The following is an 18,010-nucleotide window of genomic DNA, read 5'->3' as shown; positions in this document are numbered from 1 at the left end:
ATACCGAATTATCAATTTATATTTCACCACATGGAGAGTAAAACAGCAATCAAATTATAAAAATTTACATAATATTGAGTAAAATCAATTTTAAGACAAAATAATCAAAATCACGTATATTAATGATTAATATTGGCTTTTAATATATTGATATATTTGATTCAAATTTACCTATTACAGTAATCATCAAATCAATACAGTTAGAAATGATTTTAAAATTACATATAAACATATTGGCAAGTATTTCACATTAATATACTCACCAATATATGTTATGTGTTGATAAAATTATTAATTTGGAGAAGCTTATTAATAACTTCACATTGGTTTAACTTATTTCAGCAATTTTAGTCCCTGCATTAATGTATTCACCTTCTTTGAGTTCATGCGTTAAAATGCCCGAACGATGTGCTGTGATAGGAACCTCCATTTTCATGGCTTCCATAACTGCTATCACTTCACCTTGATTGACACTTTGATGATCATTAATCAACCATTTAAATAAACTTCCCGATACAGGTGACTCAACACTAAAAGTAGAATTGGACTCTAGTGTCGAAGAGGGTTCTGCCAAAGAAAGTTTAGTTGATGTTGATAATCCAGCAAAAAGATTTGTAGGCAAACCAAGTTTGCAACGTTTACCATCTATTTCAATAAAAGTATGGGTGATACTTGGTTCTAAATGTGGTATTTGTCTTTTGGCAGGTTGTAAAGTTGCAGAGAATTCTGTTTCAATCCAACGAGTATGTACTTTGAAATCAGTTGTGAAATCAGGACTTTCAAGTACTTCTCGATGAAATGGTAGAACGGATGCAACGCCATCAATGACAAACTCAGCTAATGCTCTTTTAGCCCTAGCAATTGCTTGTTCTCGATTTTTACCGACAACAATTAATTTAGCCATCAAAGAATCAAATGTTGCTGGAATAGTCGATCCTGTTTTTACTCCACTATCTAAGCGTACACCAGGTCCAGATGGGGCATCAAAGCGAGTAATCGTCCCTGCAGCAGGTAAAAAACCATTTGCCACATCCTCTGCATTGATACGAAATTCAATAGCATGGGTACGAGGAATTGGCATTTGCTCAATGCTAAGTGGTAAATCTTGCGCAATGCGGAATTGTTCAATAACCAGATCAATGCCGGTTGTTTCTTCGGTAACAGGATGCTCAACTTGTAGACGTGTATTGACCTCAAGAAAAGATAATTTACCATCTTGGCTTAATAAAAACTCAACTGTACCCACACCAACATAGTTTGCCTTAGCACAGATATCAATCGAAGCCTTTATAATTTGTTGTTCTAACTGCTCACTAATAAAAGGCGCCGGCGATTCTTCAATTAACTTTTGGTTGCGGCGCTGTAATGAACAATCCCGAGTCCCTACCACCACAATATTACCCAAGCTATCAGCAATAATTTGCGCTTCAACATGACGTGGATTATGCAAAAATTGTTCTAAAAAACACTCGCCCCGCCCAAATGCGGCGGCTGCTTCACGCACAGCAGAATGATAAAGTTCTTCAACTTCATCCATTTGCCACGCAACTTTTAAACCTCGACCACCGCCACCAAAAGCTGCTTTTATCGCAATCGGCAGGCCATGCATATGTGCAAACTCAACCACTTCTTTGGCGTTTTTAACGGGCTCTTTAGTACCCATCACCAACGGTGCCCCGACTTCAATAGCAAGTTTTCTGGCTTCAACTTTATCGCCTAATATTTCGATGGTTTCTGGATTCGGCCCAATCCAAATTAAACCCGCATCTTGTACTGCTTTAGCAAATTCTACTCGTTCAGACAAAAAACCATAACCTGGATGAACCATAGTTGCACCAGATTTTTTTGCGATGGTAATAATTTTATCAATATCTAGGTAAGTTTCGCTTGGTTTATTACCAAATAAACCATATGCCTCATCAGCCATTTGGGTATGAAGCGACTCAAGATCGGCATCAGCATATATCGCAACCGACAAAAATCCGATATCACGACAAGCACGTATTATACGCACAGCAATTTCACCACGGTTAGCAATCAATACTTTATGCACTATTTTTTTATTATGTTCAGACATGATCAACATGACTCCCTTCGAATTCTTTAAACATCCCAATAGGATTAAATTTTATTTTAGCATTGACAGGAATTTGACCTGCTAAATCTAAATGATAGTTACAAACAGCACCAATGACTGGATAACCGCCCGTTAAAGGGTGATCATTTAAAAACAGCACGGGTTGTCCATTTGCTGGAATCTGTATAGCGCCAATAACGGTTCCTTCACTAGGTAGTTCTTGATGCTTTTCACGTGCTAATGGTGTATCGCCTAATAAGCGCAGTCCTATCCGATTAGAAGCTGGTGTAACTTGCCATAATTGTGAAGTAAGTAGCGATATTGCTTGCTTTGTAAACCAATCCGTACGCGGTCCTAGTACAATATCTAACTCAACCACATCATTAGAAGACGGATAATGTAAAGCCGGTGTTTGAGTTAAAGAAACAGGATTTAATTTTTGCTGATGTTTAATTGCTAACGTATCACCAACTTTAAGCGGTGCAGGCCCGACTTGTGCAAGAGTATCAAAAGAACAACTAGTTAAAATCGGTAATACTTCAAACCCACCTCTCACCGCAAAATAACTTCGTACACCACTTTTAACGTGGCCTAAATAAATCGTATCACCATGCTCTAACTGAATAGGTTGATACATTGAGGCTTGATATCTTTCACCTGTTGAGGTTGATATCGTGATATCACAGACCGCACCTGTTACCGCAACTAGCATAGGGCTATTTATTTGAGCACTAAACCCACCTTGAGTAATTTCTAATGCGGCCTCATTAATTGGATTGCCTAAAACACGATTAGCACTATGTAGCGCCGTTTTATCCATTGCTCCTGATTCTGAAATACCTAAAGCTGCTTGCCCCATTCGACCATTGTCTTGCAAAAGCGTTTGTAAACCGGTCGATAATATTTTGATATCGGATGTTGGTTCAATAACACTATTTGGCCTTTTAGTCGTAGGTAAATGATATTGTACTGCCGTTTTACTCGCATCTACAAAATTAACACGAGTGCCCGGCTTAAATAGAGCTGGTTGCTCACGATAAATATCCCATACAGCGACGTCTGTGATACCTATTAATTGCCAACCACCGGGACTTGCTTGTGGATAAATACTACTAAACTCGCCAGCTAAAGCAACAGAACCTGCTGGAATACGAACCCGAGGTGACTGTCGACGTGGTACATCCAGTTGAGCTGTTTTCGATACCATATAAGCAAAGCCTGGAGCAAATCCACAAAACGCAACTTGGTATTCATTACTGGTATGACGCGTAATAACTTCATCAACCGTTATACCCAAATATTGAGCAACTTGATCTAAATCTTCACCATTATAACGAACAGGAATGGTTATTTGTTCACCTGATTTTATTACATCCGATGTTATATCGAGTTTTACAATGTGGTTAGCAAGAGTATTCGCATCAATTGTTATTGGATTATAACGAATCAAAATGGTGCGCGCTGCGGGAATAATCTCTTTTATATTTCCTTGTGCTAACAAGCTTTGCAGCGAATTCGTCAGAGCCATTGTTTGCTCAAGGGAAGCGAGCTCAACAATCAGTGCATCAATATTAACAGGTAAAAAACGCATTAAACACCTCGGTAAATGGCAAATACTTCAAGACTAAATAGAGATATTTTGTCTAAATGTACAACGTTGTGAGCAAGTTTACACATCTTTCACCTTTGCAAATGAGGTTATTGTAATGCCATTTTGTTGTAATCTTTCTTTCACTTTTTGCGCCATAGCTAAAGCCCCAGAACTGTCACCATGCACACAAATTGAGCCAGCATCAATACGAACAAATTGACCATCAATCGAGGTAACACCGCCTTCATTGACCAATTGTAACATTCGCTGAGCAACTAAATCAGGATCATGCAATACTGCACCTTCTTGTTTTCGAGAAACTAATGTCCCATCAGCATGATAAGCACGATCAGCAAAAGCTTCAGCTACAACATTTAAGCCTTTATCTTTTGCCCAATTAATTAACTGCGAACCTGCAAGTGCTACCAATGTCAATGCTGGGTCAATAAGACAAATTGCTTCAATAACTGCCATTGCTTGACGTTTATCATGTGCAATAGTGTTATATAACGCACCGTGAGGTTTAACATAACTCACTTTACTACCAATTGACGTTGCTAACCCTTTTAAAGCGCCAATCTGGTAAATGACATCGGCAATTAATTCTTCGGTCGCAACGTCCATATTTCGACGACCAAAACCCACTAAGTCTGGATAACCAACATGCGCACCAATGGCCACATTATTTAATTTGGCAGCGTTTAATGTTTTTAAGATTCCCTCAGGAGAACCAGCATGAAAACCACAGGCAATATTTGCACTACTTACGATTTTTAGAATTGCTTCGTCATTACCCATTTTCCATTGACCAAAACTTTCGCCAAGGTCACTATTTAAATCAATCAATTTGTCGATGATCATATTGCCCTTCTATTTTAAATAATTGAAGATAGTCGCTACTGACATGGCTCCCATATACCAAGTAATAGCACAGACTACGACACCAGACCATAATAACCATCGAGGAAAATGATAACCAGACATCAGATCAGATCGTCGCCATCCAATATAAACAAAAATACTTAAACCCAGTGGTAATACTAAACCATTAAAGCCCCCAGCAAAGACTAACAATGACACTGGGGCTGTTCCCATAATTAAATAAACAGCAAGCGAAGTAACAATAAATATAATGGTGGCAATTTTTCGTTGTCTTTCTGTAATATTACGTTTGAACGGCGTTATAAATGTCATAGAAGTATAAGCAGCGCCAATAATACTTGTTATTGCAGCTGCCCATAAAATTAAGCCGAAAATGCGTAGTCCTAATTCCCCTAACGCCGCTTGAAACGCCTGTGATGCAGGGTTAGCCGCATAACTTGAAATATCAATAGTCACACCACTTGCAACAACACCTAAAATAGCTAAAAACAAAATATAACGCATTAAGCCAACGACCATTATGCCTTTAGTTGCTGCACCTGAAACATAATCAATATGTTCAACGCCCACCATTCCTTTGTCTAGTAATCGATGAGCACCAGCATAAGAAATATAACCACCAACCGTACCTCCTACAATTGTGGTAATCGAAGCAAAATCAATGCTACTAGGGAAAACCGTTTCTTTTAACGCTTCACCTACTGGTGGATGTGAAGCAAACACCACAAATAATGTCAGAATAATCATTAATAAACCAAAACCGATCATTAAGCGATCAATAAAGTGACTGGCTTGTCGGGATGAAAATATATAAACTGACATTAACGCACTGATTGCCCCCCCCCATTTAGGATCGAGTCCAACCAATGCGTTTAAACCTAATCCTGCTCCAGCAATATTACCAATATTAAAAACTAATCCACCAAATATAATAAGCATAGCTAAAACATAGCCACTAAAAGGAATAGTTGCATTAGCAATATCTGAAGAGTTCATTTTGGTTAAAGCAACGACGCGCCAAATATTTTGTTGCACCACAAAATCGATAATAATAGAAGCTAAAATACCAAAAGCAAAAGCGGTACCTAAAGTAACAGTAAAGGTGGCTGTTTGAGTAATAAATCCCGGACCTATTGCCGAAGTGGCCATTAGAAAAATGGCACTTATTAACGAAGAGCGCCGCTTTTTTACAAAAGCAACTGTACTACTGCTATGATTTTCCATATGCATATTTCCTCTAAACTTATTTCTATAATTATTGACTTAATTATATTCAATATTATTACAAGCAATTACTATGCCAGTAGTTCTTAACATCTTTATAAAAGTGGATAAATATAATTACTGTTTTTAAAGTAAAAAACTAATAAAAAATAATTATAATGTTTTAGTAACGGATAATAATTGAGTTATAGTGTTCAAAAAGATGACTAGTTTTGCACCAAAATGAGAAAAAATCATGCCATCAAATGGTGCAAACAACGTAAAGTAACCTTACTAAAAATAACATTTTATGTAAAGATGTTTAAGGTAATATAGATATTTAAGTATAAAAAGTAACATAAATTTGTCTATTTTATATCAATATGGCAACACAAACACGATGCCATTTGTCGATCTTTACTCGATCGTACGATATAAAAAAGTGCCTATTTTACCTCATTCTATTGTTTGAAGCGGTTTAAAAAGTCGATTTACGCGAACATGTCTATAATTTGGCATTGAACAATCAATGATCTCGTGAGCATTAATCATGTCTAAATGTAAAGTTTTTCTCAACACGTTCAAATATTTTTACTGTCGAAAGGTACATTTAATGTCGTTTACTTACCCCGTTTATTATTACCCTAAAATCACTACGAAATAAGCAATAAATCTTGATAAATAAGGGACGCAAAAGCCATTGCTTACAATACCATCTGATTTATGTTATATTTCGTACATTTTTTATCTAAATACGAATTGCGAATGGATATTAAGCTGGGCAAAAATGATAAACGTTATATTGAAGGAACTGATGATGTTTATAACATCATGAAAAACGTATTACTACGTGATAACAAAATAGATCAAGAAAAAGAACATTTCTGGATTATCGGTTTAAACGCTGCTGGCTATATTGTACATATTGAACTTATCGCTTTAGGCGCCTACAAATCAGTCAATATCGAAACAATGAATGTCTTTCGAGTGGCTGTAATGAAAAATGCATCACGTGTGATTGCGGTACACAATCACCCTTCAGGACGCTTAGCCCCCTCTGTGTGTAATAAAGATATGACCGATCGCCTAATTCAAGTTGGACGAATTCTTAACATCGAACTGGTTGATCATCTAATTATTTCAACCAAAACTTATGTTAGTTTCAAAGCTATTGGATTAATGGACGAACTGGAAAAAAGCTTAAAATATGTCCCTGCTTATCAAATTATGGAACAAATCCGCAAAGAAGAAAAAGCCATAGCAAAAGAGAAACTAGCATGTGAAAAACATAAAACAAAATCAGAAAAAGTTAGACGGGAAAAATTAGAGATCATCATGGTTACAACCTTATTAGAAAAAGGCATGGATAAGCAAGCTATCGCCAAAATAATGGGAATTACACTTAAACAAATAGAAAAATTATTAAATAAAAAATAATAAACATCATTTACAATCTATCTTTTTGACGTTTACACACAGATTAAATAACATAACTAAAAAATTAAAAACAATTTATCTAAGTCAGGTAAATAAGCTAGCTAATATAGATGAATTTAATAATTCATCATCAAAAAATTCGCAGTAACCATGATTTATGCCATCAAATCAGTTTTAACTATAACTTTATCTATAACATTATTTATCTCCCCCTAGTTTATAAAAACTATTATATTGTCAATCATTAAAACATCAGCTAAATTTTGGTGAAAAATCTATCATCTCAACCCATGCAACGCTAAACAGATAATTCAATGGTGATCATAAAGTTATTACGTTATAATTCGGGCTAGATTTGATATATATTTGATTAAAAATACTTTTAAGGATAGGGATATGTCTAATGATATCGTGTCTTATGTAGATAGAGCAATACAATTACTTAATAAAATCGGTATAACAATTAAACCTCAAGCCGATGTACCTATTTTAAAATTATTAGACAATGTAGCTGAAGTTGATAAAAATCGTATTCTTGCTATTGCTCGAACATTGCAACAACAAAGTGCATTTAATGAAGTGGTAAGGAAGCAAATAGATGCCATGGACGTTTCACAACGTTACACTAAAATTGTTAATCACTTTGATAGTATCCGCACTGATATGGAAAAGATGCTGGATTGGTTGGATGATGGCAAATTAGATCTACTTGAAAGAATCAAAATGGGATGGATGAGCTTTAAACGCGGGTCAATTCCCGATCGCTTTGATCTAATAAGAAAAACTTATTTGGAAGTATCAAAAGAAACCGGCAACCAAGTAGAACGAGAACATGTTATTTTAAATGCTTACCAAGATTTTCGTTTTGGTCTAAAACAAGCACAAATTATTGCCGAAGAAGTTTTAGTCACTGCAACTTCACGCCTAAATGAATGTAAAGAAAAATTATCTAACGCTATGGCGGAAGTTGATAACTATCAATCAGATAATCACCTTGAGCTAGCACGATTAGAACTCGTTAGAGACGAAGCGTTACGCAATGTGCAACAGGAAGACAGGCGTTACCAAATTATTTTAGATATTACCAATAACTTAACCGTCTCATATAACGCAGCCGAAGCAGTATATGCTCGATTACAACAAACTAACTCGGTCAAAGAACGTGTTTATCAACAAAGTGTTAGTTTTTTTTCAACCAATGAAATTGTATTCACCGCATTAAGTGCATCAATCACTTCATTAACTGGCTTAAGTGAAAGTACTAAAACTCTAGAATCAATGAAAGATGGTATCAATAAGGGTATTGAAAGTATTGCCAAACAAAGTGGTAAACAGTTAAAAGAAGGTTTAAAAGCAGGCTATGGCTCAACAATCAAGGCCGAGTCATTACGATCGTTGATTGAATCTATTGTTAATTATCAAGAATCAAGCCATCAGTTAATTAATGAACTTAGAAATGAATCGATTAATAATGCTAAAGAGATTGATCGCATTGTTGAAGATGGTAAACAGCGTTTTAATAATATCATCTTAAGGGTTAATGCTTAATGCGAGAAGTCAAGCTTAGTGATCAACTAGGGGCAATGGCGATTATTGATGAGCTTTACCAAAATCAACAATTATTGCTCGAGCACCTAGATTGTGAAACATTACACAACAATTTAAAACAAAGTATCGAGGATTACTATCAAACGCAAAACCTAGCAATTGATGATAAAACCATTGAAAAAGGGATTAATCTTTGGTTTGATAAGCGATTACGATTCAATGCACCCAAGCGATCATGGTTGCAACGTTTTCTTGTTGCTTGTTACCTCAAACGCACTCGCTTATTTACCATTGTAGGTATAATCATCCTCTTATTAATATTAATTATTTCCTCTCGTTTAGTTCAAACAGAAAAACTAAAAAATAATATTTTTATTACCTATAATCATATTTTAGCTTCACAACAATCATTAAATGATCTAAATAATCAGTTTGATGAACTTAATAAATATCAGATTATTTTTGCACAAACGCCTGCTAAACATTTAAAAGATTCGATTGCTAACTTGCTCAATAAACAAATCGGACTATCTATTGATAAACCTGAAATTGAAAAATCTTTTTTCTTCCAAAAAGAGGAAGATACATTAGAAAAATTACAACAAACTAATGACCAAATCAGTCAGAAATTATCCGAAATTTCAACACAGATAACACAGTTAAGGATACTACTTGAACAAGACAAAAAATTAGCAAAATTAATTCATAACAAAGCGTTTATAAAAGCAACTAAACAATATCCCGTTCTACAAATCGCAGCTGATAAGGTTATTGACGCGCTTAATCAGGGGCAAAAAGACATCGATATCAATCATATCGAAACATTATACAACTCAGTTGATCGAGCAGAGGCTTTAAAAATTAAAATTGATGCTGACAATAAACAACTGCAAGCGCTAAACGTACCGATTAAAGATATGGCACCGGTTACTACACTACAAAATGAAATAAAAGCAAATTTAACAAATCTTAATTTTGAACATGTAGAGTTATATCACCAAATGATGAGTTACTTCATTAAACTAGCACAAACACCATTGACTCTGACAATTATCGATAATCCAGATTCCAAATCAGGCATTGAGCGTACTCATAAAAATACCAATGGTAAGTCTTGGTATTTAATTGTCAAACCTATGACACCAACTGGCAAAAATATACCAATATTGGTACAAAGTATCGAAACTGGTGATATACAATTAGCCAGTATTTTTGGTCAACAAGTTACTCAACAAGCATTTAACAGCGTTAAAGCAGATAAATCAGCAGATGGACATATTGATAATAATAAGCTTTGTGATAAACCAGTAGGCCGATTATCTTTTAATTGTCCAACTAGCGTTAAATCGGGCAGAATTTTGGAGTGGTAAAACATGTTGGGGAAAGCAGTAAAAAACCGAATTGAAGAAAAAACACAAGGTGCAAAATCATCATTAGATGATGCTTATAAAAAGCTTCATGATGCACAACAAAAAATCTTAAGTTTACAGAATAATAAAGTAAAGTTGTATCAACAAATAGCCCGTATTTTCTTATTAGAATCACCCAAGACAACCAACAAACAAATACAAGTATTGGTTGATGAACTACAAGAGGTATTTTGTCATTTAAACAAACGCACAGACGAATTAGAACAAATCAGTGTTAATTATCAACAAAAAGTAAATAGCTTACAGGAACAAGTTGATGAAAAAATGGCAAAAAAGATTTTTCAGTTGGAAAATAATCCTGATTATGTATCGCTTTTTACTATTTTCAAAAAAACGGAAGAAAGTTTAAATAAAGAAAGTAAAAACTATCAGTTATCACTCGAAGAGTTTACTCAAAAAATTGAAGAATACAAACAAAACCGCTGTTACAACTACCTAATTGAAAGAAATTTTGGAAAAGATAGCTATAAAGGTTTTTGGATCTTTCGTCATTTGGATGCATGGGTAGCGAGATTTATTAACTTTACGGAAAATCTTAAGAATCAAAAAACGCTTGAAGCATTAATCAAAGAGTCTGAGCAACGTTATGAAACAATAAAGACAGCTCATCGGCTAGCATCAGAAAAAAAAGAAAAAATAGAACATGATATCGAAGAAAGCTTAGGCTTACCTCAATTGAGAAATGATCTTAACCAAACTAACTTAATTTTGGAAAACTACAAAAAACAAAAATCGCTAACAGATAAAACCTTAAATGATAGTCTATCCGGACATAGTAAACAATTTAACGAAATATCCAGCAAGCTAGCTAAGTTATTACAGCAACAATCAATAAACGAGGTGGTACAATTAACTTTGCAAAGCAATAGTTTAGAAGATGATAAACTAATACAACAAATTCCGATTTTAGATAGAAAAATACAACAAGTAGAGCAAAGTTTACCCACACTAAAACACACTGTTGAAGCACTAGAATATACTTATATGCGTTTTGAACAAACGCTATCTATTTTTATACAAAATAACATCCCTAGTTCTTATTATGAATATAATATCTCATCATCTAAACTTGATGAGTTACTTAACAATCTACTAAACAAAGATATTTTTCCTGAAACAATAGTCCATGTACTTATTTCATGTCGAACCCAAGCTAATAGTAATAAAACCATTAATTGGTCTTCATCCAAAAGCACCAGCATGTTCTCTACAACAAGTTCATCAAAACAAACTTCATGGAATTCTTCATCGAGGTCATCATCTACTAGCAGCAATAGTTCTTCAGGCGCTTCCAGTTCATCTTCCGGCGGTAGTGGGTTTTCATCTAGTTCATCAACAGGTGGTGGCGGTTTTAAAACAACAGATAGTTTTTAATCTTTTTAACCGGAATTCACGCTATGTGGAAAAATATTATTATCTCTTTTTGCATAAGCGCTATTCCATTTTTAACATGATGCCAAACGTGACTAAAAGGTTTAGTATCATGCTGGAGCTTTCGTCAATAATGCATCATGGTGATAATTTTCCATTCATACCTTTTAAATTATCAATGTGATCTATAGTATAAGTTGAAAAAACTAAACAATATAGAAGATGAACCACTTCATTTATCTAATTTATAGAGTGTCATCTTTTAATTCCCATTGTATTGGTATTATTTCCATACAATATTAACAATATTAATTTCATTAATGAAAAAAAAGCAAAAAGCTACGATTAAAATACTCAAAGGCTTATTAAATAACATAGCATTAATAGACGAAAAATGTGATTATTTAAGTTATCAGTGCCTGAATGTTTGTAAAAATGTTACTGCTTACGAAGTTTATAAAATGATGACGTCCTACCAGCCAAAATGGTTGGGCAGACTATTTAGAATTAGGGATTTTTTAGGAAAAAGAGTTGGAATCAGATCTATAAATGGATTTGATACTCTGGAAGAAGGGGAACCTGATATAGGCAGTAAAGTTCATTTTTTCACAATTATCGAGAAAAAAAGAGATACACTAACATTAGTTGTAAGGGATTTTCATCTCGATGTTTGTGTATCTATTCGTATTATTGAAACTAATGATTTTAAGGAAGAATTGTATATCATTACTTCAGTTAAGAATCATAATATTTGGGGAAAACTGTATATGTTACCCGTTTCTATTATCCACCCCTATATTGTTAATAAATTGCTCAAAAATTTAAATTCTTAAAAAAGATACTAAACATGTAGAGGATTATAAGCGCTAAAAATGCAAGCTTCTTATTGGATAGGTAAACCAGTAATAAGTATGTTAACTTAAGTTACACTATAAAATGTGTGCGATTGATCATGATGGTGCTCATTAAAGCCATACCAACACTGTAGCTTTAGGACCTATACTAGGCATAATGATAAATGATACTGTTGATATTTATGAGTTTGTACATTTTAGTACTACATTATGAATTGGAGCGGGAAACGAGGTTCGAACTCGCGACCTCAACCTTGGCAAGGTTGCGCTCTACCAACTGAGCTATTCCCGCATATTTGGAGACTTCTAAAGAAGTGGTGAGCATTATACAAAAATTTTTGTATCTGACAACCACTTTTTTCTCTATTTTTTTTGTTTCCAGCTAAGTGATTCAAAAACACCAAAAATAAAAAGACGAAGTGCTTTATATTTGTCCTGCTCTTTTTCTTGGTTTGTCATCGTTGATTGTAACATCCATGCTTGTAAACCATGGGTTATAGCAAAAGCGATTAATCCAACATAGGCTACAATGTTTGCCGGTCTTGGATAAGGATAGATAAGATTAAATAAAAAAAACAACCAAATTAAGGAATATAAAACTTTACCAATAAATATAAACATTAAACGTCTTCTCGTATAAAAAGGTAGCTGTGCACCTGCCCTGCGGTTTTTTCGCGATGTAAATACCAATTACATGGAATATCATTCATGACATTATAATTTATTTCAGTTTCAATGTAGATATAAGCAGAAGGTTTAAACCAACCATTCTCTTCAAGCTGGCTAATGGTTTTTGCCACTAAAGCTTGATGAAAAGGCGGATCGATAAATACTATATCAAATTGTTTATAAGCTGAACGATTAAGCCACTGTAAAGTATCAGTATGACAAACATCAATAGCTGTGCTTGCTAAAAGTTGTGTGTTTTTGATTAATAGTTGAGCGGTTTGTTTATCTTTCTCAAGTAAAGTAACACTCTGCGCACCACGCGATGCAGCTTCAAAACCTAATGATCCGCTTCCCGAAAAACAATCTAAACACTCGCTGCTATGTATAACTGGCATTAACCAGTTATACAATGTTTCTTTTACTCTATCAGTGGTTGGGCGCAAGCCTTGTTTATTTAGAACTGGCAATTTACGCCCACGCCATTTGCCACCAATAATTCTTATCGAACCATTCATTTAAAATCCTTAAGTTAGAATAGCTCTGAAGTATTACCTTGTGAATCAGTCACACTGGTACCGACTTCTTGTGTCGCATATGTTGTAGGTTCAGTTCCCTTAATAAAATACTCTGACATGGTTTTCGCACCAGGATTAGGGAGTAATCCTGTTTTTTGATCGATCGTGACAGAGATAACATTTTCAGGTTGTACATCTTCCTGTACTGGCACATCTTTTAATGCTACTTTCATATAATCAACCCACACCGGATTTGCTGTCACAGCGCCCGCTTCGGCTCGGAAAGTGCGTCCTAATTCCCTGCGATGATCATCAAATCCCATCCAAACAGTTGTAACAATATTCCCACCAAATCCTGAGAACCAAACATCTTTGGACTGATTGGTCGTACCTGTTTTTCCTCCCACATCTTTTCGACCTAGAGCTTTAACACGCCAAGCTGTGCCTTGCCAATCTGAGCCGCCAAAGACGATAGAGCGTAGGCCATCTTTCATAATAAATGCAATACCACTATTTATAGTATGAGGCGCATATTTAGGTGTATTATCATTTGTTTTATTAGCATCATTAATGTCTGGTAATATCAATTTATCATCAGATTTAAGATTGGCTTGTTCAGGCTCTTCATTACCTGACTCATTAGCGACATCTTCAACATTATAAAGGGATAGATGTTTTGAGTCATTAGAGACTTCATCATCCTGACAATTGTGACAAGCAATTAAAGGTTGATGCTGATATATCACGCTGTCACCATTATTTTCTTCAATTTTTTCAATTAAATAAGGTGAAATCAAATAACCACCATTAACAATAACCGAATAAGCTCTTGCCACTTGTAACGGCGTAAATGATGCTGATCCAAGTGCTAAAGATTCATTATGTGAAATGTTTTCTTTCGGAAAACCAAAACGCTCCAAATAACTTGCTGCGTAATCAATACCAATGGCCCTTAATGCTCTAACCATCATCACGTTTTTAGACATTCCTAAACCAATTCTTAAACGAAGTGGTCCTGCGTAATTTGGAGGGGAATTCTTAGGTTGCCATATTTGACTACCGCTGGTACGCACAATAGGCGCATCATTAAGCAAGGTAGCCATAGTCAAACCTTGTTCTAACGTGGCTGTATAAATAAAGGGTTTGATGTTTGAACCTAATTGACGTAGCGCTTGTGTTGCCCGATTAAATTTACTTAAATTATAATCATAACCACCGACAATTGCTTTTATAGCACCATTATCAGAATCTAAAGAGACTAGTGCCGCATTTACCGCAGGAATTTGTGCTAAATCCCAATTGTCACCTGATTTTTTCACCCAAATTAATTGACCTGGTTTTAGTGTATCCGATACTTTTTTGGGAAACGCACCTTGCTGGTTATCACTAATAAATGGACGAGCCCACTTCATACCAGCAAATAATATTTTAATATCACTCTTATCGGATAAAACAACTTTGGCTTCGGTGTCGGAAGATTGCATAACAACCCCTGGACACATTTGGTTGTAACAAATATATTTATCTAACGCTTGCTGAATTTGTTCTGCATTCAATGGGGGTTCGTTACTTTTCCACAATATTTTTTCAGCACCACGATAACCATGTCTTATATCGTAATCAATAATATTTTTTTGGACGGCCTCAGTTGCGGCTATTTGGTCTGTTTTGGAAATAGTTGTATAGACTTTATAACCGTCAGTATAAGCATTTTCACCAAATTTATCATACATAAATTGTCGTGCCATTTCAGCAACATAAGGGGCTGAAAATTCTATCTGTGGTGAATGATAACTCACGCTTAATGGTTTTTTTATCGCTTCATCAAATTGAGCTTGGGTAATATAGGATTGATCAAGCATACGACTTAAAACCCAATTACGCCTTGTCAAAGCGCGATCAGGATGAGATATTGGATTAAAAGCCGAAGGTGCATTAGGTAAACCGGCCAATAATGCAGCTTCATCGATAGTTAACTGATCAGGGGTTTTACCAAAAAAGGTATAGGCAGCAGCAGCAACGCCGTATGCGCGGGAACCAAAGTTAATCATATTAAGATAGAGCGCCATGATCTCTTCTTTTGATAACTCTTTTTCCATACGAATCGCTAAAATCATCTCTTTTACTTTACGTGAGATACTTTTTTCTGGCGTTAAAAAAAAGTTTTTTGCCACTTGTTGAGTGATAGTACTACCACCTTGTGAAAAGCCTTTCTGTTTCACGCCGATATACATTGCTCTGACAATACCAATAGGATCGATACCAAAATGTTCATTAAAACGCGCATCTTCGGTGGCAATCACGGCATTAACCACAATGGGCGGAATTTCATCATACTTCAATGGAGTGCGTCGACGTTCACCAAAAATAGCAATCAATTCACCATCTTTACTTAATACTTGCATTGGTGTTTGTAAGCGCACATCTTTCAATGTCGCAACATCGGGTAAATCCTTTGAATAATAGGCATATCCAGCGATTCCAATAATTAAACCACAAAGAAAGCAGCCGATTAAAAGTTTTAGAATAAATTTCAACACTCTAATTAATATCACAAATTATTCCTAATTTAATTTTTAAATAAAATATGGGCAACAAATGCTATATTTGTTACCCTAAAATGTTTTAATTCATATAGTTGTGAATAAATATATCATTAATTTAGTCATCCAGCGCTTTTGGTAATTACACATCTATATGATAAAAATAACATAATTCTGGATATTATCTCCCATATTAAGCTTAATTTTAAGCAATTTTTAACAATACCATGTAATAATCCTGTTTTATCAAGATCGAGGTATTAATATGTGGAGCACAAAACTAACGAATTCTTATCAACAAATTGCTATTTTTTCAATTTTTTATTTGATGTTAGTCATATTGTGTTTATTACAATTTGCTCATACCACATTAAATAGTTATACCTTTATTGTGACATTAATCTTGGTTATCGAATGGTTTCGAGCGCTACGCTATTGCAAAACAATAAAAGGAGAATTTGCTTTATTTCACCATATCAACCAGATATATTGGCATAAGCAACGTTGGTATTTATTACGCAAACCTTTATTGCTTCGCTATATGATAATTCTTAATTTACAATCACGTCATAATGGTAAACGATGTACATTATTATTGATGACAGATCATCTAATACCTAACGATTGGCGAACGCTACGTTATTATTTGTTTCAAATTGAATTGATTGATTAATATGAATCGTATTCATTAAATTGTTAACAAATATTAATGCGATTTTCTTATCCAATAGTGATAAGGTTCCGATTCTATTTGAGATGCTAATAGCTCATGATCCATATGCCTACAAAAACTTGGCACATCACGCGTTGTGGCAAAATCATCAGCTACAATATGAAGAACTTGACCTATCTCAAGTTCTCTAATCGTTTTTCGAATTAACATAATAGGCTCAGGACATCGTAATCCTAACGTATTAAGTTCTTTATCAAAATTAAGATCCATAAAATTATTCAGATTTTTTAAAGAAATAAATGACTCAAATAATGAGGAACAGCGTCATCAACATTTGATCCAATGACTTCTAAGTTAGGTAATCGTTGCTTTAAATCAGCACTAGCATTTTCCATGATACAACCTTTACCTGCCAAAGATAACATCTCAACATCATTCATGCCATCACCAAAAGCGATACTATCTTTTAATTCGAGTCCCAACTTTTCAACGACTTTTTTAAGTGCACTACCTTTTGATACATTTTCCGCCATAACTTCAAGGCAATTCAATGACGAAAATGTGATACTTACTTTATCGCCATATTTTGCATCAAGTCTTTCTTTGATTTTTACTAAGTGTGGGTGGAGTTCATCGCCACTTGTTGTGTAGTAGATCTTAGCAATATCATCAGTTGCAAAATCAAGTGGATTAAAAAACTGATAAGTAAAATCAGTATCACGAAAAAAGCTAAGAGAATAAGTATCTTCTTTATTGATAAGCCAATTATCCCCTCGATAAACATGGGTATAAACTAGTGGATCATCAATACATTCTTTAGCAAGTTCGCTGGCTAAACTTGGTTTAATGCTTTGACTAAAAACTAAATTACCTGCACTGTCATGTACCCGAGCACCATTAGATGTAATCATAAAAGCATCAATTTCCATATTTTCACGCATTTGCGCGACATCTATGTGATGACGCCCAGTTGCAAAAACAAAATGAATATCTTTTTGACGTAAAGCTTGAAGCACTTTTTTTGTATAAGGTGACAAGCTATGCTTAGGCGTTAATAAAGTACCATCCAGATCAGAAGCAACAACACGAAACATAATATTCTCTATAGTAATAATAAGTTGTAATTATGATGAATAAAAACCTTATAATTTGAATATAATAAATTATAAGCAAAGTAAACCATCAAAAATAAGACCTTGTATAATACAACGCTGTTG

15 protein-coding genes and 1 tRNA gene are annotated in these 18,010 nt (G+C 34.6%); 6 read left to right on the top strand and 10 right to left on the bottom strand.

The genetic code is table 11. The features are described from left to right. Positions 1-328 precede the first annotated feature (328 nt). The 4 genes from J3U59_RS04040 to J3U59_RS04025 form a co-directional block, all read right to left on the bottom strand. Positions 329-2,077, bottom strand: a complete 1,749-nt coding sequence (locus J3U59_RS04040) for an acetyl/propionyl/methylcrotonyl-CoA carboxylase subunit alpha (protein WP_267333191.1) — start codon at positions 2,075-2,077, stop codon at positions 329-331. Then, positions 2,070-3,668: an urea amidolyase family protein gene (locus J3U59_RS04035; RefSeq protein ID WP_267333192.1), complete on the bottom strand. Its 1,599-nt coding sequence runs from the start codon at positions 3,666-3,668 to the stop codon at positions 2,070-2,072. Before J3U59_RS04035 ends, J3U59_RS04040 begins: the two co-directional genes overlap by 8 nt. A 78-nt stretch (positions 3,669-3,746) precedes the next feature. Next, positions 3,747-4,523, bottom strand: a complete 777-nt coding sequence (locus tag J3U59_RS04030) for a LamB/YcsF family protein (protein WP_416379564.1) — start codon at positions 4,521-4,523, stop codon at positions 3,747-3,749. 15 nt (positions 4,524-4,538) lie between these two features. Beyond that, complete coding sequence (locus J3U59_RS04025) at positions 4,539-5,774, bottom strand: NRAMP family divalent metal transporter (RefSeq protein WP_267333194.1); 1,236 nt, start codon at positions 5,772-5,774, stop codon at positions 4,539-4,541. Positions 5,775-6,518: 744 nt separating this feature from the next. Between J3U59_RS04025 and J3U59_RS04020 the strand changes: the two genes are divergently transcribed. From J3U59_RS04020 to J3U59_RS04000, 5 genes are all read left to right on the top strand, one after another. Beyond that, positions 6,519-7,190: a JAB domain-containing protein gene (locus tag J3U59_RS04020; protein ID WP_267333195.1), complete on the top strand. Its 672-nt coding sequence runs from the start codon at positions 6,519-6,521 to the stop codon at positions 7,188-7,190. Between the two features lie 396 nt (positions 7,191-7,586). Beyond that, on the top strand, positions 7,587-8,738 hold the full coding sequence (locus J3U59_RS04015; protein WP_267333196.1) for a hypothetical protein: 1,152 nt from the start codon (positions 7,587-7,589) through the stop codon (positions 8,736-8,738). Then, positions 8,738-10,108: a DUF6384 family protein gene (locus J3U59_RS04010; protein WP_267333197.1), complete on the top strand. Its 1,371-nt coding sequence runs from the start codon at positions 8,738-8,740 to the stop codon at positions 10,106-10,108. The genes J3U59_RS04015 and J3U59_RS04010 overlap by 1 nt, the downstream gene beginning before the upstream one ends. Positions 10,109-10,111: 3 nt before the next feature. After that, a complete protein-coding gene (locus J3U59_RS04005) occupies positions 10,112-11,542 on the top strand; it encodes a hypothetical protein (RefSeq protein ID WP_267333198.1) in 1,431 nt (476 codons plus the stop codon). A gap of 317 nt (positions 11,543-11,859) precedes the next feature. Then, the gene (locus J3U59_RS04000; protein WP_267333199.1) at positions 11,860-12,372 is read left to right on the top strand and encodes a DUF2867 domain-containing protein; all 513 of its coding nucleotides are present in this window, start codon (positions 11,860-11,862) and stop codon (positions 12,370-12,372) included. A gap of 237 nt (positions 12,373-12,609) precedes the next feature. Here the strand turns inward: J3U59_RS04000 and J3U59_RS03995 are convergent. The 4 genes from J3U59_RS03995 to J3U59_RS03980 form a co-directional block, all read right to left on the bottom strand. Then, positions 12,610-12,685: transfer RNA gene (locus J3U59_RS03995), tRNA-Gly, on the bottom strand. 71 nt (positions 12,686-12,756) lie between these two features. Next, entirely contained in the window at positions 12,757-13,014 is a 258-nt protein-coding gene (locus J3U59_RS03990; protein WP_267333200.1) for a DUF1145 domain-containing protein, read from the bottom strand. Next, positions 13,014-13,577 (bottom strand): 16S rRNA (guanine(966)-N(2))-methyltransferase RsmD, encoded by a 564-nt coding sequence (gene rsmD / locus J3U59_RS03985; RefSeq protein WP_267333201.1) that lies wholly within the window; start codon positions 13,575-13,577, stop codon positions 13,014-13,016. The genes J3U59_RS03990 and rsmD overlap by 1 nt, the downstream gene beginning before the upstream one ends. A gap of 14 nt (positions 13,578-13,591) precedes the next feature. Further along, positions 13,592-16,123, bottom strand: coding sequence for a penicillin-binding protein 1A (locus J3U59_RS03980; protein WP_416379565.1), 2,532 nt, complete (start codon positions 16,121-16,123; stop codon positions 13,592-13,594). Between the two features lie 262 nt (positions 16,124-16,385). On the opposite strand from J3U59_RS03980, the gene J3U59_RS03975 reads away from it, so the two are divergent. Continuing rightward, positions 16,386-16,793, top strand: coding sequence for a protein YgfX (locus tag J3U59_RS03975; protein WP_267333202.1), 408 nt, complete (start codon positions 16,386-16,388; stop codon positions 16,791-16,793). Positions 16,794-16,826: 33 nt separating this feature from the next. Here the strand turns inward: J3U59_RS03975 and tusA are convergent, their stop codons facing one another. Together tusA and J3U59_RS03965 are read right to left on the bottom strand one after the other, a co-directional pair. Continuing rightward, on the bottom strand, positions 16,827-17,063 hold the full coding sequence (tusA, locus tag J3U59_RS03970; protein WP_267333203.1) for a sulfurtransferase TusA: 237 nt from the start codon (positions 17,061-17,063) through the stop codon (positions 16,827-16,829). Positions 17,064-17,080: 17 nt separating this feature from the next. After that, the gene (locus J3U59_RS03965) at positions 17,081-17,887 is read right to left on the bottom strand and encodes a Cof-type HAD-IIB family hydrolase (RefSeq protein ID WP_267333204.1); all 807 of its coding nucleotides are present in this window, start codon (positions 17,885-17,887) and stop codon (positions 17,081-17,083) included. Between the last annotated feature and the right edge of the window lie 123 nt (positions 17,888-18,010).

The organism is Gilliamella sp. B3783, assembly GCF_026536125.1.
Taxonomy (GTDB): domain Bacteria; phylum Pseudomonadota; class Gammaproteobacteria; order Enterobacterales; family Orbaceae; genus Gilliamella.
Note: the sequence above shows the minus strand (reverse complement) of the source record. Positions and strands in the feature narration are given on the sequence as shown.

Coding starts and splice junctions, on each gene's coding strand:
- J3U59_RS04040 (WP_267333191.1), bottom strand. CDS start 2,077: ATGTCTGAACATAATAAAAAAATAGTGCATAAAGTATTGATTGCTAAC.
- J3U59_RS04035 (WP_267333192.1), bottom strand. CDS start 3,668: ATGCGTTTTTTACCTGTTAATATTGATGCACTGATTGTTGAGCTCGCT.
- J3U59_RS04025 (WP_267333194.1), bottom strand. CDS start 5,774: ATGGAAAATCATAGCAGTAGTACAGTTGCTTTTGTAAAAAAGCGGCGC.
- J3U59_RS04020 (WP_267333195.1), top strand. CDS start 6,519: ATGGATATTAAGCTGGGCAAAAATGATAAACGTTATATTGAAGGAACT.
- J3U59_RS04015 (WP_267333196.1), top strand. CDS start 7,587: ATGTCTAATGATATCGTGTCTTATGTAGATAGAGCAATACAATTACTT.
- J3U59_RS04010 (WP_267333197.1), top strand. CDS start 8,738: ATGCGAGAAGTCAAGCTTAGTGATCAACTAGGGGCAATGGCGATTATT.
- J3U59_RS04005 (WP_267333198.1), top strand. CDS start 10,112: ATGTTGGGGAAAGCAGTAAAAAACCGAATTGAAGAAAAAACACAAGGT.
- J3U59_RS04000 (WP_267333199.1), top strand. CDS start 11,860: ATGAAAAAAAAGCAAAAAGCTACGATTAAAATACTCAAAGGCTTATTA.
- J3U59_RS03990 (WP_267333200.1), bottom strand. CDS start 13,014: ATGTTTATATTTATTGGTAAAGTTTTATATTCCTTAATTTGGTTGTTT.
- rsmD (WP_267333201.1), bottom strand. CDS start 13,577: ATGAATGGTTCGATAAGAATTATTGGTGGCAAATGGCGTGGGCGTAAA.
- J3U59_RS03975 (WP_267333202.1), top strand. CDS start 16,386: ATGTGGAGCACAAAACTAACGAATTCTTATCAACAAATTGCTATTTTT.
- tusA (WP_267333203.1), bottom strand. CDS start 17,063: ATGGATCTTAATTTTGATAAAGAACTTAATACGTTAGGATTACGATGT.
- J3U59_RS03965 (WP_267333204.1), bottom strand. CDS start 17,887: ATGTTTCGTGTTGTTGCTTCTGATCTGGATGGTACTTTATTAACGCCT.